This is a genomic window from Actinomycetospora sp., from assembly GCF_036497585.1.
Classification (GTDB): domain Bacteria; phylum Actinomycetota; class Actinomycetes; order Mycobacteriales; family Pseudonocardiaceae; genus Actinomycetospora.
On record NZ_DASXJD010000150.1, the window covers coordinates 1 to 22,961 of the forward strand.

15 protein-coding genes are annotated in these 22,961 nt (G+C 74.4%); 6 read left to right on the top strand and 9 right to left on the bottom strand.

Features of this window, described 5'->3' with window-relative positions; all coding sequences use genetic code 11:
• From VGH76_RS14490 to VGH76_RS14505, 4 genes are all read right to left on the bottom strand, one after another.
• The coding region (locus tag VGH76_RS14490) for an iron-containing alcohol dehydrogenase (protein WP_331557386.1) at window positions 1-613 on the bottom strand (613 nt) is incomplete at its 3' end.
• The gene (locus tag VGH76_RS14495) at window positions 601-1,341 is read right to left on the bottom strand and encodes a phosphocholine cytidylyltransferase family protein (RefSeq protein WP_331557387.1); all 741 of its coding nucleotides are present in this window, start codon (window positions 1,339-1,341) and stop codon (window positions 601-603) included. The genes VGH76_RS14495 and VGH76_RS14490, both read right to left, overlap by 13 nt.
• Before the next feature lie 13 nt (window positions 1,342-1,354).
• Window positions 1,355-1,723 carry a DUF6752 domain-containing protein gene (locus VGH76_RS14500; protein WP_331557388.1) on the bottom strand — a complete coding sequence of 123 codons (369 nt, stop codon included), beginning with the start codon at window positions 1,721-1,723 and terminating at the stop codon, window positions 1,355-1,357.
• Window positions 1,705-3,186 carry a hypothetical protein gene (locus VGH76_RS14505; RefSeq protein ID WP_331557389.1) on the bottom strand — a complete coding sequence of 494 codons (1,482 nt, stop codon included), beginning with the start codon at window positions 3,184-3,186 and terminating at the stop codon, window positions 1,705-1,707. The genes VGH76_RS14500 and VGH76_RS14505 overlap by 19 nt, the downstream gene beginning before the upstream one ends.
• Before the next feature lie 141 nt (window positions 3,187-3,327).
• On the opposite strand from VGH76_RS14505, the gene VGH76_RS14510 reads away from it, so the two are divergent.
• A complete protein-coding gene (locus tag VGH76_RS14510) occupies window positions 3,328-5,205 on the top strand; it encodes a glycosyltransferase (RefSeq protein WP_331557390.1) in 1,878 nt (625 codons plus the stop codon).
• A 666-nt stretch (window positions 5,206-5,871) separates the two neighbouring features.
• Window positions 5,872-9,024 (top strand): arabinosyltransferase domain-containing protein, encoded by a 3,153-nt coding sequence (locus tag VGH76_RS14515; RefSeq protein WP_331557391.1) that lies wholly within the window; start codon window positions 5,872-5,874, stop codon window positions 9,022-9,024.
• A gap of 12 nt (window positions 9,025-9,036) precedes the next feature.
• Here the strand turns inward: VGH76_RS14515 and VGH76_RS14520 are convergent, their stop codons facing one another.
• Window positions 9,037-9,774 carry a class I SAM-dependent methyltransferase gene (locus tag VGH76_RS14520; RefSeq protein ID WP_331557392.1) on the bottom strand — a complete coding sequence of 246 codons (738 nt, stop codon included), beginning with the start codon at window positions 9,772-9,774 and terminating at the stop codon, window positions 9,037-9,039.
• 25 nt (window positions 9,775-9,799) lie between these two features.
• Window positions 9,800-11,155, bottom strand: coding sequence for a glycosyltransferase family 4 protein (locus tag VGH76_RS14525; protein ID WP_331557393.1), 1,356 nt, complete (start codon window positions 11,153-11,155; stop codon window positions 9,800-9,802).
• Here VGH76_RS14525 and VGH76_RS14530 point away from each other — a divergent pair.
• The 3 genes from VGH76_RS14530 (at window position 11,149) to VGH76_RS14540 (ending at window position 15,214) form a co-directional block, all read left to right on the top strand.
• Complete coding sequence (locus VGH76_RS14530) at window positions 11,149-12,651, top strand: hypothetical protein (protein ID WP_331557394.1); 1,503 nt, start codon at window positions 11,149-11,151, stop codon at window positions 12,649-12,651. The genes VGH76_RS14525 and VGH76_RS14530 overlap by 7 nt on opposite strands.
• Window positions 12,652-12,821: 170 nt before the next feature.
• Window positions 12,822-13,754: a hypothetical protein gene (locus VGH76_RS14535; RefSeq protein ID WP_331557395.1), complete on the top strand. Its 933-nt coding sequence runs from the start codon at window positions 12,822-12,824 to the stop codon at window positions 13,752-13,754.
• Between the two features lie 41 nt (window positions 13,755-13,795).
• A complete protein-coding gene (locus VGH76_RS14540; protein ID WP_331557396.1) occupies window positions 13,796-15,214 on the top strand; it encodes a hypothetical protein in 1,419 nt (472 codons plus the stop codon).
• Here VGH76_RS14540 and VGH76_RS14545 read toward each other — a convergent pair.
• Window positions 15,211-17,025 (bottom strand): hypothetical protein, encoded by a 1,815-nt coding sequence (locus VGH76_RS14545; RefSeq protein WP_331557397.1) that lies wholly within the window; start codon window positions 17,023-17,025, stop codon window positions 15,211-15,213. The two genes, VGH76_RS14540 and VGH76_RS14545, sit on opposite strands and share 4 nt — an antisense overlap.
• A 107-nt stretch (window positions 17,026-17,132) precedes the next feature.
• Between VGH76_RS14545 and VGH76_RS14550 the strand changes: the two genes are divergently transcribed.
• Complete coding sequence (locus VGH76_RS14550; protein WP_331557398.1) at window positions 17,133-20,801, top strand: arabinosyltransferase domain-containing protein; 3,669 nt, start codon at window positions 17,133-17,135, stop codon at window positions 20,799-20,801.
• Here the strand turns inward: VGH76_RS14550 and VGH76_RS14555 are convergent.
• Both VGH76_RS14555 and VGH76_RS14560 read right to left on the bottom strand, forming a co-directional pair.
• Window positions 20,798-21,529 carry a class I SAM-dependent methyltransferase gene (locus tag VGH76_RS14555; protein ID WP_331557399.1) on the bottom strand — a complete coding sequence of 244 codons (732 nt, stop codon included), beginning with the start codon at window positions 21,527-21,529 and terminating at the stop codon, window positions 20,798-20,800. The two genes, VGH76_RS14550 and VGH76_RS14555, sit on opposite strands and share 4 nt — an antisense overlap.
• Window positions 21,526-22,911 (bottom strand): hypothetical protein, encoded by a 1,386-nt coding sequence (locus VGH76_RS14560; protein WP_331557400.1) that lies wholly within the window; start codon window positions 22,909-22,911, stop codon window positions 21,526-21,528. Before VGH76_RS14560 ends, VGH76_RS14555 begins: the two co-directional genes overlap by 4 nt.
• Window positions 22,912-22,961: the final 50 nt, after the last annotated feature.

Below are 22,961 nucleotides of genomic sequence, written 5' to 3' on the forward strand. Positions count from 1 at the left end.
CGAGCCGGGCGAACGACACCGCGAGCCCGTCCACGCGCTCGCCCCGCTCCCGCCCGGCGAGCTCCCAGTCCGCGATCGCGGAGAGGTTGCTGACGACGTCGCCCACCCCTGAGCGCACCATCTCGGCGGGGGCCCGGCGCACGTAGTCGAGGTCGACGACGGCGGCGATCGGCATCGAGACCCCGAACGACTCCTTGCCGACCTCGGTCTCCAGCGACGACACCGGCGAGCACACGCCGTCGTGGGCGAGGTTGGTGGCCACCGACACCATCGGCAGGCCCATCCGGGTGGCGGCGTACTTGGTGACGTCGAGGGTGCGTCCGCCGCCGATGCCGACGAGGGCGTCGAAGCCGCGGCCGCTGGCCCGCACCGCGTCCTGCAGCCGGACCGCGTCGTCCACCGAGCCGCCGTCGACCCGGAAGATCGACGCCGTCGCCAGGGTGCCGGCGAGCCGCACCGCGATCTCCTCGCCGAGCCCGGGCCCGATGGCGACGGCGACCTGGCCGCCGCCGCTGATGCGCTGGTCGGCGAGCAGCCGGGCCAGCCCGTCGACCGCGCCGGGCCGGATGTCGACCTCGAGCGGGCCGAGCAGCATCCGGCTCAGCAGCGGCACGCGACGTCCCGCGCCCGGGCGAGGTCGGCGTGGTCGTCGACCTCCACCCACGTCGTCGGCTCGAGCGGGACGGGCCGGACGAGCCGGCCGCGGTCGGCGTACTCCTGGTAGCCGTCCTCGTAGTACAGCCCGTGGTCGCGTTCCCAGGTGGCCTGCAGGGCGTCGGTCAGCGGAGCGGCGGCCCCCGGCTCGATCAGCGAGACGCCGATGTACTCCCCGGCCGCCTCGGCCGGCGGCATCAGCTTGGTGATCCGCGCGAGGTAGCCGCGCTCGTCGACGCCGACCTTCATCTCCTCGTCGGCGAGGGTCTTGTCGGTGTCGAGCGCGAGGAGCACGCCCGGGCCGCCCGGGTCGCGGTGCGCGAGCAGCGTCTCCTCGACGCTGGGCGGGTGGACGGTGTCGCCGTTGACGAGCAGCGCGCCCTCACCGAGATACTCGCGCGCCGTCCACAGCGAGTAGGCGTTGTTGCGGTCCTCGGCATGCGGGTTGACGACCAGCTCGAGGTCCACGCCGTGGCGGCACTCCAGCTCCGGGCGCAGCACCTCGACCGCCTGCCGGGCGTACCCGACCACGACGACGACGTGGCGCAGGCCCACCGTGGCGAGGTTGCGCAGGCAGACGTCGAGGATCGTCGTCGTGCCGTCGATCGGGACGAGGGTCTTGGGGACGGAGTCGGTGTGTGGCCGCAGCCGCCGGCCCGCGCCCGCCGCCAGGACCAGCCCGATCACTGCGCCTGCTCCCTCACTGGGGCTCGACGTCGTGCGGGCGCAGTCGTTCGATGTCGATCTCGCGGTCGTGCAGCGGGAGCACGACCTCGGTGACGAGGTCGGTGAGCTCCGCGAGCCGGACGTTGAGCCGGCGGGCCTCGTCGAGGTCGGCGTCGAGGACCTCCACCCGCTGCGCGAGCCGGTCGCGCTCGCCCTCGAGGCGGGCGAGGTCCTCGCCCTGCCGCGCCACCGTGTCCTGCAGCGCGGCCAGCTCGTCGCGCAGCAGCGCGACCTCGGGCGTGACGGCCCGGCCGACCAGCCGACGGGCCCGCATCACCGGGCCCTGCGTCACCACCGACCGGACCCGGCCCACCAGGCGCGCCCTCACCTGTGCGGCGTCCACGCCATCACCATCCTCGTCACCGCTTCCCGGTCGGCCCGCGCGGTGTCCTCCGGCCGCAGGCCGTACCGCGCCGCCTCGGCCAGGACGTGCTCGAAGGGCTCGGCACCGTCGGCGATCTCCAGGTACGCGCGCCCGCCGCACCGGAGCGCCATCGAGAGCAGGCGGAACAGGTGGTGCCGCCCGCTGGGGCCGAGGCCCTCGACGACGCGGCGGACCACGACGGCCCAGGGCACGCGCCGCCCGCCGACCTCGGCGCCGAACGCGATCGTCGTCCGCGGGTCGTAGAGGTTCAGCACCCGCGTGGCCAGGTTGGTCGTGGTGGGGATCGCCGCCACCGCGTCCCGCGCCCAGTCGACCGCGAGGGTCTCGTGACCCGCCGTCGCGAAGCCGCGGGCGTCGACGCCGTTGCCGCAGCCGAGGTCGAGCACCGGCACGGTCGGATCGAGGCGCTCGGCGACCCAGCCGGCGAAGGATGACCCGGCGCGCGGACCGTCGAGGCGGTCCGCGTGCAGGACGTCCTCCCACTCGTCGCGGCCGCCGTTGAGGCCCGGGAACCAGTTCTCCAGCCGCCGACGGGTGGCGGGCACGGTGTCGAAGCGGAAGGCCGGGTCGGGCACCCGCCAGCCCGGGCCGTAGTTGGCCTCGAGCTGGATCCCCGGCGAGCGCGGCGCCGGTTCCTCGCGGTCCCCGACCCGCAGCGGGACCGCCGGGAGCAGGTCCTCGCGGTCGGCGGGGTGGCGGATGCAGAACACCTGGTGCCACCAGCCGTCGGCGAACCAGCCCGCGAACACGTCGACGTAGTGATCGGAGATGCCGCGGTACGTGAAGTGCATCTGCAGGTGGCCCGGGGAGTGGCGCACGACGTCGAACCCGGCCCGGCGCAGCGCGCGGCCCAGCGCGAAGCCCTCCCGGGCGACCTCGACCGGGTGGACGTGGCGGCTCACCCAGGCGAAGTCGACGTCGTCGTCGTGACCGATGAGGTGCCCGTCGCGGACCGGGCCCAGGAGCGTCCCGCCGGTGACGAACACATCGAGGCCGAACTCGTCCTCCAGGAGGCTGCGCACCTCGTCGGCGTGGTCGAGCAGGCGCACGACGATGGACTCGTCGTGGTCGTCGAGGACCCGCCCGGCCCGGCCCCACTTGTTGACCACGAGGTCGCGGCCGTGCTCGTCGACGAACACCACCCGCCCCGGGTCGTCGGTGAACGCGATCTCGGCGCACGCCCAGACCTCGTCGTCGGCCACGGCGCGAAGCGCGACCTCGGCGGACCCCCGCAGAGCCGTCAGGATGGCGGTGGGCCAGGGAACGGTGCGGAGGCCGTCGGTGGTGGTCTCGACGGACTCGAGCCGGAAGGACCAGACGCGGCGGCCGTCGAGCAGCACGTCGACGGCGCCCTCGGTCCGGCCGGGTGGGGGGACGAACCGGATGGCCTCGCGGTCGACCTCGACGGGCCGCGTCACCATCAGAGGCTCCGCAGCATCCGTCGTACCCATGTCGGGCACGGTACGGCCCACCGCGAATTTGCCGTGCGCTTACCCCCGTCCGGACGGCTCGCCGGGCACGGGGTGCTCGCGGTCGCGGCGGGTTCTCCTACCCTGCGGAGGGTGACCGACGTGCAGACGGTGTCGACGACCAGCTCCGATGCCGCGGCGCCCCCCGGACGCCTCGTCGTCCAGCGGGGGCTGTTCACCGGCCCGTCCACCGAGATCCCCGACGAGCTGTACGTCGAAGTGCTCGCCGGTCATGCGGAGCGCCGCCGCCGGCACGTGCGGGTCGGGCCGTTCGGGCGGGTCAGCACGAACACCTACTTCGGGCGCTTCCCCGCCTCGTACTGGCAGCGGTGGACGACGGCCGGCGCGGTGCGCTTCGAGGGCCGGATCAGCGGCGCCGGGCGGGTGATGCTGCGCGCCTCGGACACCAACGGCGTGCCCCGCACCGTGGCCGTGCACGACGCGCGCACCGAGGACGTCCGCCTCGAGGCCCGCCTCGACCGGTTCCTCGACGGCGGCGGCCTGTGGGTCGAGATCGTCACCGACGACACCGAGCTGCTCCTGCACGACGCCTGCTGGACCGTGGAGGCGCCCGCCGTCACCCGACACACCAGCATCGTCGTCTGCACCCACAACCGCGCCGACGACTGCGCCGCCACCCTCGCCGCCCTCGCCGACGAGCGGGAGGTGCTCGGCATCGTGGACGAGGTGATCGTCGTCGACCAGGGCACCGACCCGGTGGAGTCGCGAGCCGCCTTCGGCGAGGTCCGCGAGGCGATGGGGTCGACGCTGCGCTACCTGCGCCAGCCCAACCTCGGGGGGTCGGGCGGCTTCACCCGCGGCCTGCACGAGGTCGTCACCGCCGCCGGCGACACCCCCACCGACGCGCTGTTCATGGACGACGACGTGCGCTGCGAGCCCGAGGTCGTCGTCCGCCTGGCGGCGTTCGCGCAGTACACGACGGACTCGACGATCGTCGGGGCGCAGATGCTCAACCTGCTCCACCCGACCCAGGTCCTGGCCGGCGCCGAGTACGCCGTGCTCGAGGACCTGACGAACGGCCACGTCGCGCCCGGCGCCGTCGGGGAGTCGGACGTGACCGCGTACTTCCCCGACGGCTCCAAGAACGTCCAGGACCGGCGGGTCGACGCGGGCTACACGGGCTGGTGGTCGTGCCTGATCCCGGTCGAGGTGGTGCGCGGGATGGGCTATCCGCTCCCGTTGTTCTTCCAGTGGGACGACGTCGAGTACTCCTACCGCGGTCGCGGCCACGGGTTCCCGACGGTGACGCTGCCCGGCGCCGGGCTGTGGCACGCGGACTTCCCCTGGAAGGACTGGGACGACTGGCACCGGTACTTCAACCTGCGCAACGCCATGATCACCTCGGCCCTGCACAGCGGGTTCCCGGTGCGCCACGTGGCCAGGACCCTCGGGGACCTGCTGGCCCGCTACCTGGTGTCGATGAACTACGGGCTCGCCGCGACCCTGATCCGGGCGGTCGAGGACTTCCTCGTGGGACCGTCCGTGCTCGAGGACGGCGGGGTCGCGGCCACCGCGCGGATCCGGGGGGAGCGGTCGTCGTACCCGGAGACGGTGATGCACCCGGTGTCGGACGCCCCGGGACTCGGGCCGAGCCAGATGCCGATCGTGCGGGCGGCGAGTAAGCCCTCGCGGACCGGGCTGGTCATGGCCAAGCGGCTCGTCCAGCAGGCACTGGGGCGGGTGCCCCACCCCGTCGGCGCGGTCGGGGCCGGCGAGGCGCACTGGTGGCACGTGTCGCTCTTCGACCGGGTCGCGGTGACCGACGCGGGCCAGGGGGGCGTCCGGGTGCGGCAGCGGGATCCGGAAGCGTTCACGCGACTCGGGCGCGACGGGGCGAAGGTGTTGTGGCGCTTCGTGCGTGAGGGCGAGGGGGCCGCCGCGCAGTGGCGCGAGGCGATGCCGCGGCTCGTGGGCGAGGAGAACTGGCGCCGACTCTTCGGGATCGGCTGAACCGCCACGCCGGGTGCCGCCCTCGGTGATCGCCCGGGGTTCCGGCACCCTGATCCCATGGGAACTGCCGTCCGATCGTCTCCGGCCCTGAACAGGCCGCGGACCCCGACCCCGGGCGAGCTGGTGGCGGCGGATCCCGCCGAGGTAGTAGTGCGTGTCCTGCAGCAGCAGCCCTGGCCAGAGGGTGACCAGGGCGGCGAGCAGGCCCGGTACCGCGAGCGTCGCGATGGCGGAGCCGGTACGGCGTGAGGCCGCGACGCCGACGAGCGCGGCGACGACGACCGCGCTGCCCGTCGCGGCGACCGCGGTGGGCACGGAGGTGGGGAACGGGATGTGCACGCGGCTGATCGCGACCTGGAGGACGAGGCACACCAGGACGGCGACGACGAGGCCGCCGAGTCCGGCCGCTGCGTGCGACGTGGCGCCGTTCCCTCGCCCCGACCCGGAGCGCCGCGGGCTCCCTGGCGACGAGTCGATCGGGTGCTCCCTCCGATCCCGTTCTCGTGTCCGACCTTCGGCCCCCGGGGCGCGCAGGGTACGGAGATCGAGCGACCGGATCCGCGACCGGCCCCCTTCGTTGGCCGGAGCCTCCCCGGAGATCACTTCCGGGGTTGCTACGTTCGCTGTTCACAACGTCACACCGCACGCGGATCCGGAGATCATCAGGTGACCTCGACGTCGCAGGGGGAACAGGCGACGGCGCAGGTGGCTCCCCCACCGACCGGCGACCACGCCGAGCCGTCCCCGTCCGACCGACGGGGCTCGCGAGCGCTGGTCCTCGCAGCCGTCGCCGGCGCCGTCGCGATCATCTGTGCGGTCCTCCTGCCGCTGCTGCCCGTCCGTGTCGACCGGCCCGTCGTCTCGTGGCCCGAGGTCGCGGGTGCACCGCAGTCGACGCAGCTGGGCCTCACCGCACAACGTCCCCTCGTCCTCGACGCCTCGTTCGACTGCGCCGACGCCCGGAGCGCCGCGACCGTGCCGGGCGGCCTCGTGCTCTCCACGGCCCCGCCGGGGTTCCCGGACGCGCAGCAGGCCGCCCTGACCGCCACCGCGACCAGCAGCGGCCTGGACATCACCAGCCGGGGCAGCGTGCTCTACCGGGGGGCGCTGCCGACCGGCCCGTGCACCGTCGCGGTGCACGGCGACCTCGCCGGACTCTCCGCCCGGATCGACGGCGCGGTCGTAGGGGCACTGCCCGGGGGGTCGCTGCCGGACGTGGACGCCCTGGCGACCGGCCTCTCCGGACCCGGCTCACGGCTGCAGGTCCACCTCACGCTCGACGACCAGGGAGCGACCTCCCCGACTCCGCTCAAGGGGGTCGTGACGATCCTGCTGGTCGTCGCGGGTGTGGTGTCCCTGGTCGCGCTGTGGTTCGCCGAGTGGCGTCCGGGCCGGGTCCGCGGCCGCCTCCCGCGCCCCGCCCTCGTCGACCTCGCGGTGCTCCTCGTCATGGTCGTGTGGTCGTTCCTCGCCCCGATGACCGACGACGACGGCTACTACTCCGCGATGGCGACGAACGTGTCGCACTCCGGGTACGTCGCGAACTACTTCCAGCTGTTCAACCAGTCGTTCACGCCGTTCACGTGGATCTACTACGCGCTGAACTGGTGGCAGGACGCGGTCGGCACCGCCCCGGTGCTCCTGCGGGTCCCGGCGTTCCTGCTCGGCCTGGTGACCTGGCTCCTGGTGCGGGTGTTCGTGGACCGGCTGATCGACGAGTCCGTCGGCCGACGCACCGGGCAGGCTCTCCGGATCACCCTGGCGATCGTCTTCGTCGGCTGGTGGCTGCCCTTCGACACCGGCGTCCGCCCCGAGGCCGTGGTCGCGGCCTGCGTCATGGCGAGCCTCGTGGCGCTCGCGCACTCCCTCGAGACCCGGCGCGCCTTCCCCGCGGCACTCGCCGTGGTGTTCGCCGGCGTCGGGTTCACCGCGGGCACGGCCGGCTTCGTCGCGCTCGCGCCCGTGCTCGCCGCTGCCCCGGCCCTCTGGCGCGCCCTCGCCGGACGGTCGCGGCTGCTCGCCGTGGTGGCGGTCCTGGGAGCGGGCTCGGTGGTCGGACTCCTCGCCTTCGCCGACGGGTCCCTGCGCGACTTCACCCGCGCACAGCAGATCTTCCTCGGGATGCAGTACCCCGAGACGTGGTCCACCGAGATCGTCCGGTGGTACTACCTCCTCGAGAAGCCAGGGGCCCAGGGCAACTTCGCCCGGCGTCTCCCGGTGCTGATCACCCTGTTCGCCGTCGCCGGCTACCTCGTCGCCGCGGTGGGCCGTCGGCCGGACCGCGCGTGGCCGGCCCGGGTCCGGCTCGCGATGCTCACGACGGTCCTCGGCTTCCTGCTGCTGTGGATGACACCGAGCAAGTGGACCCATCACTTCGGCGCACTGGCGGGGGTCGGCACGGTCCTCGTCGCGACGGTGCTCGTGCTCGGGGTGGCCGACCTCCTGGAGATGTCCGACTCCCGGACACCGCGACTCGCCCTCGCCGTCGGTGCCCTGGTGGGCGTGTCGATGCTGGCCGCCCTCGCCGGGCAGGGCATCAACTCCTGGCCGTACTCGTGGCTGCTCGGCCTCCCGCACCCCCTCGTGGCGCCCCAGGTCTCGATCGTGAAGCTCGGCCAGCCGGCGTGGTGGCTGCTCGGGAGCGCGCTGGTGACGGCCGCCGTCGTCGTCGTGATGCGCCGCCGTGGCCGCGCCCCGACCGTGGCGACAGCCGCGTGGCTGGCGCTCCCCGTGGTCGTCTGCGTCGCCTTCCTCGCGACGACCGGCTACATGGTCGGGACCTTCGCGCTCGCCACGGTGCGCACGGCGAGCACGTACTCGCCGTGGGCGGACGCCGTCGAGGACCCGCTCGCCCACCGGTGCGGCGCCGAGCAGGCGGTCCAGGCCCTCGACCCCCGCACCGCGAGCGCCCTCCCGGTGGCCACGCTCGCCGGGGCGTCGACCCCCGGCCCGGTCTTCTCCCCGGGCGGGTGGTCACCGTCCAGTCCGCCACCCGTCCCGACGGTCCCGGCGTGGGGCAGCCATCGCCCGGGTCCCGACAGCGCCGACCCACCCGACGGCGCCGGCAGCGGCACCCTCGACACCCCCTGGTACTCGCTCCCGGCCGCGGGGCCGTCGAACGGGGTCTCGTTCTACGTCTCCGGGAGGACCGGGGACGGCAACTCGGTCCGCGTCGAGTACGCCTCGACCGATCGCACCGGCGCGCCGACCCCGCGCGGTGAGGTCCCCGACGTGGGCGAGGGGAAGGGCGACGCCCCCGTCGACGCCCGCCAGTGGCGGTCCGTCACGCTCGACGGTCCGCTGGCACCTCCCCCGGGGGCCACGGCCGTCAGGCTCGTCGTCACCGACACGTCCGACGCCCCGGCGGGCTGGACCGCGGTCACGGCCCCGGTGCTCCAGCGGTGGACCCCGCTGGCCGGCATCCTGCCGCCCGGTTCGCCGGTCGCGGTCGGCTGGACGCTCGCCTTCCTGTTCCCCTGCCTCGACAAGCCCGTCCAGGCAGACGGGATCAACCAGCCCGTCGCCAGCGCCGTGACCGGCGGCGAGGAGCCGATGGACGGCGTCGGGGACAGCGCGTTCCAGTCCGCGCGGGGCGGTCTGTTCATGCAGAGCTACCGGGGCTCGGCCGTCACGCAGCTCTCGGCCCGGTTCACCGACTTCCCCGCGACGCCTGGCATCCAGGTCTACCTCTTCCGGAGCACGTTGCCGGCCGGCCGGTACGTGGTGGCGCCGGGGAGCGAGGTCGTGCCCGGATGGGCGAAGGCCCCCAACACGACGTTCTCCACCCCGGTGGGGCCGGACGCCGTCATCCGGCCCTGAGCCGGACGGTCGCTACGCGGTGGTCGTCACGTAGAGGCGGCTGTCCCAGCGGGGACCGGCGCTCGTGTCGTGGTCGGCGGCGACGACCCGTGCCCCCGTCGACGCCACGAGACGCTCCACCTCCGGCTCCGGAGTCGCGTGCATCTCCATCCCGCGCCGCAACAGGCGGGCGAGAGGGGTGGGCAGGGCGGACAACAGCCGACCCGACAGCGCGGACGACGGCCGGGTCGGCATCTGGAAGACGACCACCCCGCCCGGCCGCGCGACGCGCCAGAACTCCCTGATGTAGCCGTGTGCGAGCGCGGGCGGCATGTGCTGGAGCACCCGGCACGAGTACACGAGGTCGACGGAGCCCGTCTCGACCGCGGCGAGGTCGGTGCCCGTGACCTGCACGAAGCGGCACGCGGGGTCGGGGACGATCTCGCGTGCCTTCTCGAGCATCGTCGGCGAGATGTCGCAGCCCAGCACCTCCTCGAACCCGGCGACCGCGAGGCCGTGGGAGAGGCGGCCGGCACCGCATCCGAAGTCCAGGGCGCGCCCGTGTCCGAGCTCGAGCCCGAGTGCCCGCAGGCGGGCGAGCACCGCCGTGATCTCCTCGACCCCGGTGGCCAGGAAGTCCTCCGGGCTCCAGCGGTTGCGATCCTTCCCCCGGTCGGTGAGCACGGCCCACATCGGGTCCTCGCCGCCGAGCTTCGTCCAGGTGCGCGAGACGTCGTCGATGTCGCCTGCGGCGTCGCGATCGGTGGTCATGGGGCGGTTCTCCACGGGGTCGGGGTCAGCCGGCGGCTTTGGTGAGGACCGCCTCGTAGGCGTCGAGCACGGAGTCGACGCTGAAGTTCGTCGCGGCGGCCGCACGGCCGGCCGTGACGTCGGGTGGGGTGTCGCGCAGCCGGACCAGGCCGTCGCGCAGGGCCGGGACGTCCGCCGGCGGGACGATCGTGCCGAATCCCGTCCGCTGGACCGGCACGCGGACGCCCGGCAGGTCGCTGACCAGCGCCGGGACGCCCGCCAGCATGCCGACGACCTGCACGATCCCGAACGCCTCGAAGGCGTTGACCGAGGGCAGCGCGAACGCGTCCACCGAGGCGTAGAAGTCGCCGAGCCGCTCGTCGGGGACGAACCCGAGCAGGTCGATCCGGTCGTCGCCCCCGGCGTGCGCCCGCACCCGGTCCACGACGCTCCCGCCGGCGATGCGGCTGTGGTCGCCGCCGATGAGCAGGCGCGAGTCGGGGTCGTCGAGCGCCAGGAATGCGTCGACCAGGTGCTCGACGCCCTTCTCCTCGACGAGGCGCCCGAGGAAACCGACGTGGAACCCGCGGCCGCGGCGATAGGTCGGCTCGCCGGCCGAGACCGGGAGGCACGGGGGCGGGATCGCGACCATGTTGGGCGCGATGACCGACCAGAGGCGACTGCGCCGGGCGTAGTCCTCGCTGCTGACGATCGTCGCCGCCGACCGGCGCAGCGCGGAGCTGCTCGACCGGTCCACCGCCTCGCGCTGGGCGCCGTTGACGACGCCGGGCGGGAGACTCACGTCGCAGTGGTAGGTCGACACGACCGGGATGGGCGCGAACCTCGTCAGCAGGCCCGCCTCGATGAGCGGCAGGTGCAGGTTGGCGACGCGCGACCGCCGCATCTCGCGCAGCGCGAGCCGGGTGAGGTTGACCCCGATGGTGCCCTTCCCGACCCGCGCGAGGACCGGCGCGCGGACGACCCGGACGCCGTTGATCACCTCGTGGGTCGCCAGGGACTGCTCGTGCTTGCTCGCCACGACACAGACGCGCCAGCCCCGTGCGGCGAGGCCCTCGGCCACGTCGCGCGCGACATTCGTCAGCCCCGAGACGTACGGCGTGTAGTAGGTGAGGACGATGACGAGGTCGTTCTCGGCAGGCGATTCCGCGCGTCCGATGGCCGGGCCTCCCTGCTCGTCTCGCGGACGACCGGCCGGAAGCCCCGGTCCTCGTTGGCGCGGGTCCGCTTCGGCCGAGTCATCGGTGTGGGGCCACGGTAGCGTTCGGGACGTGCGACCTCCGTCACGGGCTGTGGGGACGCGCCGTGGCGCCCCTCCGGCAGCCCGACCCGCGTGCCGCCCGCGGTCCACGCCGCCGGGCACGGCACCCTGACCCCATGACACTGACCGGGGGGCTGGTCGAGGCCCGGGACACGCCGTCGCGGGTTCCGGGGGTCGTCCGGCTCGGGCTGCTCGGCGCCGCCGAGGGTGGGGCCCTCGGGGCGATCGGGTTCTGGGCGATGCACCGGGCGCTGGGGGACGACGCCCTCATCACCGTCAGCTACGCGCGCACCCTCGCGGCGTCGGGGACCTGGGGCGTGTTCCCCGGCCTGACCGCGAACACCCAGACCAGCCCGCTGAACGCCTGGCTCCTGGCGGCCGGGGTCGCGCTGGCCGGGCACCCGGTCCTCGTCGCCGGGCTCCTGTACTGCGCCTGTCTCGCGGCGTGCGGATGGCTCGCGACGGTCCTCGCGGCCCGCTGCGGGGTCTCCCCTGTGGGCGGGTGGTTGACGGTGGGTCTCGTCGCCACCTCCCCCGTCCTCGTCGCCACCGTCGGGCTGGAGGCGTGCCTCGGCGCGGCGGTGCTCCTCGCGGTGGCCCTCGCCGCCACCACCCGTCGGACCGTCGCGACGGGAGCGCTCGTCGGGCTCGCCGTCCTCACCCGACCGGACCTCGCGGTCCCCGCGGGGGTCCTCGCGCTCGCGCTGGTACTCGTACCGGGCCCGGACGGCACCCGCCGTCGCCCGGCGCACCTGGCGGCGGCGGCCGGCATCGCCGTGGTGATCGCGCTGCCGTCGCACCTGTGGTCGTGGTTCGCCCTCGGGGACGCCGTGCCGGACACGACGTGGGTGCGCACCGGCGACCGGAGCGGCCCGAGCATCATCCCGGCTGTCGCGACGTGGGTGCACCTCTACCCGGCGGCGGCCATCGGGAGCATCGTCCCGGTCGTGGTCGCCGTCGGTTGCGCGGTGTGGGCCGTGCGCCGCCGCGACGCGGCGGTCGGCACCGAGGTGATCCTGCTCGTGGCGGCGGGGTGGGCCCACCTCCTCGCCATGCAGGCCATCCACGCCCAGGGCGCCGGGTGGTACTACGGGCCGGTGGTCACCTGCTCGGCGGCCGCGATCGGCCTGACGGCCGCGGCGACGGGCCCGAGGATCACCGTGGGCGGCCTCGCCGTGGTCGGGGCGCTGGCCCTCGCCGGCCTGGTGACCTCGGGTCCGCTGCCCTGGACCGCGGCGCCGCTCGTCGCGAACTACGCCCGGACCGAGCAGTACGCGGCCGTCGGCCAGGAGCTGCGGGGGCTCACCGGCGGCGCGCCCGTCGAGGGACCCGGTGAGCTCGGCGCCCTGGCGTACTACGCCGACGTCCCCGTCCTCGACTTCCTCAGCGAGCCCGCGCAGACCGACGCGGTGATGGCCGCCCGCGCCGCCCGCGGTGGGCTCCGCGCGGAGCTCATGCGGTGGAGCACGCTGCACCGCCGGCCGGCTGTGCCGATCTCGACCCCGTGGCACCTCGGGTGGGGTTCGTCCGGCGTCCCGCGAGGACGCGTCGTCGCCACGTGGCCCATTGACAGCCCGAACCGTGGCGCGGACACGATCGTGCTCAGCATGGGTGGTTGACCTACTCGAGTCTGTGGGGTTTGCGGGTGGCGCGCGCACTGATCCACAAGCGATCCGGCACTCTTCGTCGCATGGCGCGGGGGGCGTTGTCAGCAACATCCATCGGCGGGCGGAGCTCGGGGCGGCCCGGATGGACGTCATGGGTTCATGACGCCAGGCTGGTCAGGTACTTGCCCGAGGCGCTCGGGGTCATCGTGTTCCTGGGGTGCTTTCTCCGTATCCGACAGCGGTGGTTCATCGAGGGCATGCCCGGGTTCGGCTTCACGACGTGGGTCGCCCAGACGACAATCGACGGGACCGCCATCGCCCCGGATCAGTACCGGGCGCTCATGCCCTGGGCCGACCACCTGCTCGCGATCGCGGGTCAGCTGCCCCTACCCACCGCGATCCTCGTCTCGGATTTCGGGCTCCTGGTCGTCGTACTCGTCCTGCTACACCTCTTGGAAGCCCGGCTCGGCCAACCTGGCGTGCTGCTCGCAGCCGCAACGGGATGGGCGTACTGGACGGCCAAGCTCGACCATTGGGACCCGCAGGTCATGCTGCTGACCGCGGTCGTCACCGCCGTCAGCCTGCTGCTCCACGATGAGCGATCTCACGACGGACTCGCCCTGGCGCTCGGCCTGATCACGTGTGGTGCGCGAGCGGATTACGCGGTCGGTCTCGGGATCGTCGTGCTCGGCGTGGGCGTTCACCGCAGGCGCCGCCGCACCGCCCTCACCGGCCTGGCCCTCATCATGGCTGCCGTGGCAGCTACCTTCGTCCTCGCCGACGTCCTGTACCCGAAGGCGAGATACGACGTCGCTATCGTGCAGCTCCCGTTCAACCTGACTCCGGGCGTGTGGGCCATGGTGCTGACCTTCTACGGTGCGCTCCTGATCACCCCGGCTCTACTCGCCGCGCGGAGCAGGTCCGCTCCGCCGATGGCGTTCACGATCGCCTGGTTCCTCGTCGAATTCGCCGCGACGTTCGTCGTCGGACGGGTCGAGGAGTCTCGAATCTTCATGCCTTTCGCTCCGGTGCTCGGAGTCGCCGCGCTCCTCGCCTATCAGCATCTCTCGGGACGATCATCAGTCGCGATCACTCGAGAACCCGCATGCCCATGACGATGGCCCGGATCCCTCTCATCCTCCGTGCGCCCGGCGCGATGAACGCACGCGACGCCGGCCCGCGCGCGAGGACGCCGGTCCGTCCTGTTTCCTGGGATCTGCTCCTCGCGGTCGGGCTCTACCTGCTGGCGGCCGGGTGGTTCCTGTGGCTGGGGGCCGCCGCCTCGGCCCAGCACGTGATCACCGGCGAGGAGGCCTCGATCACCCATCGCGACGCGATGTCGATCGCCATGGCCTGGCAGCCCTCGATGTACTCGACGAACGTGGCCTCGCAGGTCTTCTACTGGGCGGCCGGCCACCTGGACCCGCACTACGGGCTGCTCTACGCGCGAAGGTGGAAGGCCGTCGCCACCGCGCTGATCGCGCCGTTGCTCTACCTCGCTGCCCGGCGGCGGCTCGGGTGCGGCCGGGTCGCCGCGACGGTGGCCGGGGTGCTGGTCGCCCTGCTGCCGGGGGTGTCGGCGGTCGCCTGGGTCGGGACCGAGAACGGTCTCGAGGCGGTCGCCGGCGCCGCAGCGCTCTACGCGGTGACCTCGAGCAGGCGGTGGTGGCCCCTCGGACTCCTCGGCGCCGGGCTCTCGATCTCGCTGTACACCGCGGGCCTCTCCTGGGCCGTCGTCGTGGCGGTCGTCGCCGTGACCCGGATCCGCTCCCTCCGGACCGCCGCGTCCGTGGTGCTCGCCGCCGCCGGGGGCGCCGCGGTCGTGGTCTGGCCGCTCGTGTGGTGGCACAACGGGGGCCAGCTCGTCACCGGAGGCGGTGGCGCCGGAGCCGACGTCACGGCCGTCCCCGTGAACCTCGGGCAGGCCTTCCGCTACGCGGTGGACTCGGGCTCGTCGTACTACTACTTCTCGCCGTTGCCGACGCTCGGCGGTCGGGGCGTCGCCGCGCTCCTGCTCGTGGGGTCGGTGGTGGCCGTCGTGGCAGGGCCGGCCGCGCGCTGGTGGGCGGCGGTCGCGGTGGTCGCGGTCGGCATCTACGCGGTCTCGACCGGTGTCCCGGGAGCACGCCGCCTCGTCGCGGTGGCCGTCGTCGCGGCACTGCTGGCCGGGGTGAGCCTCGACGTGCTGCTCCGCAGTACGCGCGTTCCCGCGATCGCGCGCGTCGCCGCCGCGGTGGCGGCGACGCTCGCGGTCGTCGCGGTCCCGGTGATCCGGACGGTGCCGTGGCACGCCGACCTGGAGTCGGGGCGCGAGGCCCTCCCGATCGACTGGGCCTTCCCGGTCGACCCCGGCGGAACCCAGGAGTCCACGCTGGCCCGTCTGGACGCGGCGGTCAGGTCCGGGCGGCTCTCAGCGGCGCAGGTGGGCGAGCGCTACGGGGGGACCCGGACGATGGCACTGCTGTTCATGCTCGACGAGCGTGCGGGCCGGGGCCCGGCGGTCCGGCCCGCCGACATCGTCGGGTTCTACCGCTCCACCCGCGACTGCCGCGATCTCGACGGGGCCGCCTGCTAGCGGGCCGCGACGGGCACGATCCACGCACCGTCGGCAGAACGGCCCGGACCCCCGCCCACCGCCCGTGCCCAGCGCAGGGCGGCGTCGGGATCCTTCACCGCCGACGGCACCACGACGATCGCCGACACGTGCCGCGCCGCGAGGTCCGCCCGCGCGGCCGCGACGTCCCCCCGCCCGCCGTCGGCGACCCCGCGCTGGAAGGCCCCGATCTCACCCTCGTAGAGCACGGGAGTGGTGGGGCTGCCGCCGATGAAGTAGCCGCCGGTCTGGCGGAACGCGTACCCGGAGAGCGCCTGCCAGCGCAGCGGGTCGCCACCACCGAGCCAGGCCTGGGAGGGCCGCGGCACCACCTCGACGATCGGCGGCCCGCCGTCCGGCGCCGGGGCACCGAGGCCCGGGGCGCCGGCGGTGAAGAACGCCGGCACGGCGGCGTCGGTGCTCTGCTGGTCGTCGACCGGCACCCACGTGGCCGCCGCCGCCAGCACGAGCACGACGACGACGCCGCGGCCCACCCGGCGCCACCGGCTCCCACCGGCGTGCGTGAGGTGCTCGAGCGCCAGCGCCCACACCGTCACCACCCCGAGCGCCACGAACGGCGCCATCCGGCCCGCCTCGGCCTGACCCACGAGCGGGAGGTCGACGAGCAGCCGCCACGGCAGCGGGACGCCGGTGTCGTGGCCGAGCACCGCGACCGAGGTCCCCAGCGAGAGCACCGCGAGCACGACGGTGACGACCGCGGTGAGCAGGACGGGCCGCGTGCGCACCACGACCACCGTCGCCAGGAACACCAGCAGCATCGCCGCCCCGAGGTAGGCGCCCTGCTCGCCGGGATAGGCGCGCAGCCCGGCGGCGAGGGCGTCGGTGCCCTGCCGGATCGCGGTCAGCGGGGAGGGCACGACGAGGTTGGCGGCGTCGGCGCCCATGGTCACTGCGTCGCGGACCGGCCCGCGGGGGCGGCTCGGCCCGCGCAGCAGCACCCACGCCGGCCACGCGCACAGCACCCCGGCGACTACGAGGGTGGCCGCGAGCGCGCGGGCGAGGTCGGGCAGCCGCCGCCACGCGGCGCGGGGCGCGCCGATCACCAGCACGACGGCGACGACGACGAGCGCGACCGCCCCCAGCGCGACCGTCTGCGTGTAGAGCCCGACCTGCACCGCGAACGCCAGGCCGAGCAGCGCGCCGTCCCGCCAGGGCCGCGCGCCCGCACCGTCGTCATGAGGACCCCGACCGGCCAGCACCCGCACCGAGGCCCACAGCACGACCGGCGGGAACACCGTCCAGACCAGGTTCGCGTGGCCCACCCACGCGTGCGCGATGACGAACGGCGAGAAGCCGTAGACCAGCCCGGCCAGGGCCCGTATCCACCGCGGCCCGACCAGCACGCCCAGCGCCCGGTGCGCGGCGTACGCGGACACCGCCGGCCCGAGGATCATCGCCACGTTGTCCGCGACCACGGGGCCCGCGCCCGCGGTCACGGGCGCGAGCAGCACCCCCAGCAGCGGCACCCCGGTGTTCCACATGCCGTCGACGCCGTCCGGGGCGTTCTGCCAGGTCGAGGTCAGCGGGTCGAGCCCGTGGCCGAAGGCGTACGGCGTCCAGCCCAGCCACCAGGTGAAGAGCGACGAGTCCGAGGACACCCAGCCCGTGGCGCGCCCGGCGAGGTCGCCGAGGACCCGGTGGTACAGCAGGGCCGAGGCGGCGAGGTAGGCGACGACGACGCCGAGCTCGGCCGCCACCCGGCGCGCCCGCCGGGGGCGTGGGGGCGCCGGGTCGCCGACGGTGGGCGGCCGGGTCGTCGTCGTGGTGGTCACCGCCGGAGAATCTACGACCCGCGTACGGCTTCACCGGGTGGGAGCCGGACGATTGTTAGCGTCAGGGGCTGCTGGCCGGGATGACGAGGGGTCGAGGGGAGCACGGCGTGGGCGAAGGCACCGACGGCGGTGTCGGCCCGTCCGACGCCGACTCCGGAGCCACCACCCCGGCCGGGCTGCTCCTGCGCCGGCTGGTGCCGATGGGTCCCGGACGGCTCCGGCCGCGCCTCGTGCCGGTCCGGTCCGGTCGGCATCCCGACGCCGCCGCCACGTCCGACACCACCGCCTCCGAGACCGCCACGTCCGGCACCGCCACCTCCGACACCACGACCGAGGACGGTCCCGCCTCGGCCCTCGACGCCGGCACCGAGCCCCTGGGCCGGCGCGGGACCGAGGACGTGTTCACCCCCGACGACGACGTGCCCGACCAGTGGGGGCCGGACGACTGGGGGCTCGACGGCCTGCTCGTCGCGCGGGTGGTCGCGGTCGCGTCGGCCGTCGTGGCCGTGGTGTGCGGGGTGCTGCTGCCGTTCGCGCCGGTGGTCCAGAACCACCCCGAGATCCGGTGGCCGCAGGACGTCACCCGGCCCGAGCCGACGATGCTCATGCTGACCGCCTACCAGCCCGAGTCGTTCTCGGTGCGGTTCAGCTGCCGGGCGGCCCGCGACGCCGGCGCCACCCCGGACGGCTACGTCCTGACGACGATGTCGCCGACCTCGTCCGACTTCGACAAGAAGGCGCTCTCGGTCCGCGTCCGCGCCGGCGAGCTGACGGTGCGCAGCGCGGGACAGGACATCGTCGCCGAGCGCCTGCCCGCCGGGGACTGCTCCTACGACGTCGACGGCACCACGGCCCGGGTGGCCGTGAGCCGCGACGGGCGGCCGGTGGGCCAGCTGGCGCCGCGCTTCGGGGAGGCCGACCCCGACGAGATCAAGAACATCCCGCCCGACTCGAAGCCCGCGCCCAAGCCGATCAGCGCCCTGCCCGACATCGACGCCCTGTCGAGCTCGCTGGCCGCCCTGCCCGGGGCGACCCGCGCCGATCTGTCGGTGAGCGTGTACCCCGACGACCGCTACGCCAGCTCACCGAGCTCGTTCAAGTCGGGCCTGACCACCGCGACCGTGCTGGCCGTGGTGCTGGGCGGGCTGGCCACCACGGTGGCCATCTGGCTCGGCCGCCGCCGGACCCGGTGGCGGGACGGGGAGACCCTCAGCTCCGGGACGGAGCCCGACGGCGATCAGGCCCCGCAGTCCCGCTGGGCGCCGCCACAGTGGGCGCCGTCGTGGTGGGCGCGGATCGACGCGAAGGTTCTCGCCGGGCTGGGCCGCTACCGGCCCCGGCTGATCGACCCCGTGGTCGTCGTGGCCCTGCTCTCATGGCTCTACCTCGCGCCGCTGACCGACGACGACGGCTACTACTCGGCGATGTCGGCCGACGTGCCGTTCGCGGGGTACGTGCCGAACTACTACCAGATCTACAACCAGGGCTTCACGCCGTTCTCCTGGCCCTACTACCTGCTCTCGTGGTGGCAGCAGGAGGCCGGCCTCTCCCCGGTCGCGCTGCGGGTGCCCTCGGTGGTGTGCGGCATCCTGACCTGGATCGCGATCCGGGTGTTCGTGGCCCGCTGCCCCGGCGTGACGTTCCCGTGGCGCGACCACTGGTGGCTGGCGTTCGCGAGCCGGATCGTGCTCGGCGTCGCGTTCCTGACGTGGTGGCTGCCCTACGACGTCGGCACCCGCCCCGAGCCCTACACCGCGGTGTTCGCAGCCGCGGCCCTGGCCGTCGTCGCCGAGGGCATCGAGCGGCAGCGGATGGACCTGCTGGCGCTCGCCGTGGGCCTCGGCGGGATCGGCCTGATGACCGCGCCGACCGGGTTCATCTGTCTCGCGCCGCTGCTGGCCGCGGCGCCGACCGCGTGGCGGGTGATCCGGCGCCGGTCGTCGCACTGGTGGGAGATCCCGCCGCGCTGGCTCGTCGTGATCGCACCCGGGGCGCTCGGCGCCGTCGCCGGGTTCGCCGACGGCACCTACGGCGACTTCGCCCGCTCCCAGCAGATCTTCGCGCCGATCCAGCGGGCCGATACCTGGTACCTGGAGTTCGAGCGGTACGCGACCCTGCTCAACGAGACCTCGCGGTTGGGCACCTATGCCAAGCGCACCGCCGTGCTGCTCTGCCTGCTGGCGCTGGTGTGGTTCCTCGTCACGGCGGTGATCGCACGGGTGCGGGATCTGCCGGTGCCGCAGCGCCTGATGCTGTCGGGCTGGACGACGGTGCTGGCCTTCGTGCTCCTGCTGCCGACCCCGAGCAAGCCCTCGCACCACTTCGGCGCCATCGCCGGGGTCGGGGCCCCGTTCCTCGCGCTCATCCTCGTCGCGGGGCCGGCCCTGGTTCGGGCCTCGGTGCGCACGGTCCGCGCCCGCGACGGGAAGGTGCCCGTCCCGGCGGTCCTCGCGTCGGCGGCCGCGGCGATCATGGTGATCGCCCTGTCGGGCCACGGCCGCAACCGCTGGGGCTTCATGTGGGGCCTGGGCATGCCGTCGTGGCTGGACTACCCCTCGGTGAAGGGGTTCTTCTTCGACCAGCCGCTCTGGTGGGCCCTCGTGCTCGTCGTCCTCACCCTCGCCGTCGCCCTGGTGACGACGTGGCGGGGCCGCGGGTGGCGGCCGTGGTCGCTGATGCTCGCGATCCCGGTGCTGTGCACGGTGGCGATGGCCGCGAGCACCGGCCGCATGGTCTCGGACTTCGCGCTGTCCGCGGCCCACACGATGCAGACGTACTCCCCGGCCGCGGACGCGTGGGAGGACCCGTCCGCCGCCCGGTGCGGCGCCGAGCGCGCCATCGACGTGCTCACCCCGCAGCGCACCCCGCTGCTCCCGCTCCGACCGTTGCCCGCCGCCGACGACGAGGCGGGCGGCGGGACAGGCGGCGGGACAGGCGCCGGGACAGGCGCCGGGGAGGGGTCGGACCAGGCGTTCCTGCGCGACGCCACGCTTCCCGCGAGCCCCCCGCCCGCGGACCTCCCGCGCGGGCTGCCGGTGTGGGGCAGCTTCCGCGCGCCGTCGGAGGGCCGGTCCCCCGACTCCCGCACCGGGACGTTCACCGGGCCGTGGTTCCGGCTGCCCTCCGGGCCGACCCGCGACGTCGCCCTCACCACGGAGATCTCGGGCCGGCTCGGGCAGGGCAACACGCTGCGCCTGGAGTACGCGCACGTCGGTCCGAACGGTTCCGACGTCGAGCCGCTGGGCTCGAGCACGGTGCGCGAGACCAGCGACGGCACCGACTGGCGGACCGTGGACATGACGAAGTCCCAGGTCCTGCCCCCGGACGCCACGCTCGTGCGGCTCGTCGCCACCGACACCACCACCGACGTCGGCGGTTGGCTCGCGTTCACCGCGCCGCTGTCCCAGCGGTGGGCGCCGATGACCACGGTGCTGCCGCGCACCAACACCTACACGGTGGCCTGGGAGAACTCCTTCCTGTTCCCCTGCATCCACCAGCCGATCCAGCAGAACGGCGTCACCCAGCCCATGGACGGCTTCCTCGGCTACGGGGAGACAGAGAGCTACGCGCTCGCCGACTTCATCGCGAAACCGGACAACGGCGGCATCGTCGGGAACGCCTACCGCGAGGCAGACGTCACCGAGCTGCGCACCCGGCTGCACGACTTCCCGGACGTCGACGACGACGTCTTCCTCATGCTCTTCGACCAGCCGTACCCGACCGGACGCTACGACCTGGTGCCCGGTTCGCGGGTGGTGTCCGGGGCCCAGCCCTAGGTGCGCGAAGCGCACCTCAGCACGAACATCGACGACTCCCCCGTGCCCGGCCGCAGCAGCATCCGTCCGGCGACGAACTGCACGAACCCCGGCACGGCGTACCGCGCCGCGTCGAGCAGCTTCGGGAGGCGGGAGTACGGGACGTCCCAGAGCCCGTCGGTGCCCTCGCGCTCCACCGTGAACCCGTGCTCGCGCAGGAACGCCGCCCACTCGGCGTGGGGCTTGAGGTTGATGTGGGTGGGGTCGGCGAAGCCCATCCAGTCGTTCCCGGCGAGGCGGCGGCCGCGACCGGCCGGGTCGGGCATGACGACGAGGGCCTGTCCCCCGGGGCGCAGGATGCGCCGCCAGGTGGCCAGCACGTCGGCGGCGGTCGCGTCGTCGAGGTGCTCGAGGACGTGGATCGCGGTCAGCGCCCCGAAGCCGGCGGTGGGCAGCTCCTCGACGTCGGTGGTGATGGTGGCGCCCGGCGCGGTCGCCCGGGCCGTCGCCGCGCTGTAGTCGGAGAGCTCGAACCCCCACGCCGGCCCGAGCGCGGAGAGCCGCCGCACCAGGTGCCCGGTGCCGCAGCCGAAGTCGAGGTAGGGCCCGCCGTCGGTGTAGCGGGCGACGAGGCGGGTGTAGAGCCGCAGCGCGGGCCGGTCACCGGCCTGCCCGTTGCCCGCGTAGTAGTCGGCGTCGTAGTGCTCGCCGGTGCCCTCGTGGCTCCCGGGCGCCCGTTCCGCGCTCACGTGGCCGTCCTCTCCGTCGTCGTCCCGGTCGTCCCGTCCGCCGCGCCGTGGGTGCGCATCAGCAGCAACGCGCTCACCACGGCACCCACCGCCGAGCCGACGCCGAAGGCCACCTCACCGGCGACCACCACCCCCGGCACCAGCCAGAACGTCACCGCCGCCACCACCAGCCCGGCGAGCCAGCTGGCCGCCACGTCCACGTGCCGGTCCCGCGCGACGTGGACCTGGGTCACCACGACCAGCCCGACGTGCGCCAGCACGCCGGCGATGATCACCGCGAGCTGCGCGCCAGGGATGCGGTACTCCGCTCCGAACACCAGCGACACGATCGGCGGGCCGAGCCACCACGCCAGCGGGACCCCGACGACGGCGAGCCCGGCCAGCCCGGCCGCTCCCCGGGCGAGCAGGCGCAGCACCTGGCGGCGGCGGCCCGCCCCGAGCAGCCGGGTCAGCGTCGGGACCACGGCCGACTGCAGCGGCACGACCATGGACAACGGCGCCTTGGCGAGGGTGAACGCCGCGACGAACACGCCCGCGGCGGCCTGGGCGGTGCCGTCGGCCAGCGCGACCACCACCACCGGCAGGCCGTTGAGGAGCAGCTGGGCGCACACCGAGCCGACGAGCAGCGGCGTCGCCGACCGCGTGAGCGCGCGGGTGTCGTGCCGGGTGGGGTCGGGCGCGGCGGTCGCGACCTCGCGCTCCGCTCGGCGCCACGCGCACGGCAGCAGCGGCACGTGGGCCAGCGCGATCGCCGCGACCAGGGCCCAGCAGTAGAACGACGCCTGCCGGCCGCCGACGGCGAGCAGGACCACCGCGACGCCGAGGCGCAGCAGCGCGTCGAGCACCATCACCGCGCCGTGGCGAACGAGCCGGTCGGTGCCGATGAGCACCCCGCGCAGCAGGAACTGCCCGGCCGAGACGAGGCAGAGAGCCACCAGGGCGCCGAACGCCCAGGGGTCCCGGTCCAACGAGCTCGCCACCACCGGGAACGCCGCGAGCAGGACGATCAGCGCGAGCGCCGCGAGAGCCGCCGCCGTGGTCGCCCCGGCGAGCAGTACCTGCCGTCGGGACTCCCGCAGCGACAACCGCCGCGCGAGCTCCTGCTCGAGCGGGAGGAAGGGCCCGAAGCCCAGGACGAGCGCGAGCGCCCAGAACGCGCCGAACGTCGCGTACTCCGCCGGGGTCAGCGCCCGGGCGACGACGGCGAGGTAGACGTTGACCAGCAGGCCCGAGACGACGACGCCGATCCCGGCCGATCCGACCAGGCGCCGCGCCCCCGGCCCGCGCGGTCGCGCCGCGGGCGAGGGGCCGGAGGGATCCGTCGTCGCACTGATGCGACGACGATAGCGATACACCGGTGGGCTGCCACGGCTCGCCTCCATGGGGGCCTCCGTGCACCATCCCGGTGAAGACCGTGTCACTCCCCTGTGTG

Excerpts from the sequence above, each read along its gene's own strand:
- VGH76_RS14520 (WP_331557392.1), bottom strand. The coding sequence starts at position 9,774 with ATGACCACCGATCGCGACGCCGCAGGCGACATCGACGACGTCTCGCGC.
- VGH76_RS14530 (WP_331557394.1), top strand. The coding sequence starts at position 11,149 with ATGACACTGACCGGGGGGCTGGTCGAGGCCCGGGACACGCCGTCGCGG.
- VGH76_RS14540 (WP_331557396.1), top strand. The coding sequence starts at position 13,796 with ATGAACGCACGCGACGCCGGCCCGCGCGCGAGGACGCCGGTCCGTCCT.
- VGH76_RS14560 (WP_331557400.1), bottom strand. The coding sequence starts at position 22,911 with ATGGAGGCGAGCCGTGGCAGCCCACCGGTGTATCGCTATCGTCGTCGC.
- VGH76_RS14505 (WP_331557389.1), bottom strand. The coding sequence starts at position 3,186 with ATGGTGACGCGGCCCGTCGAGGTCGACCGCGAGGCCATCCGGTTCGTC.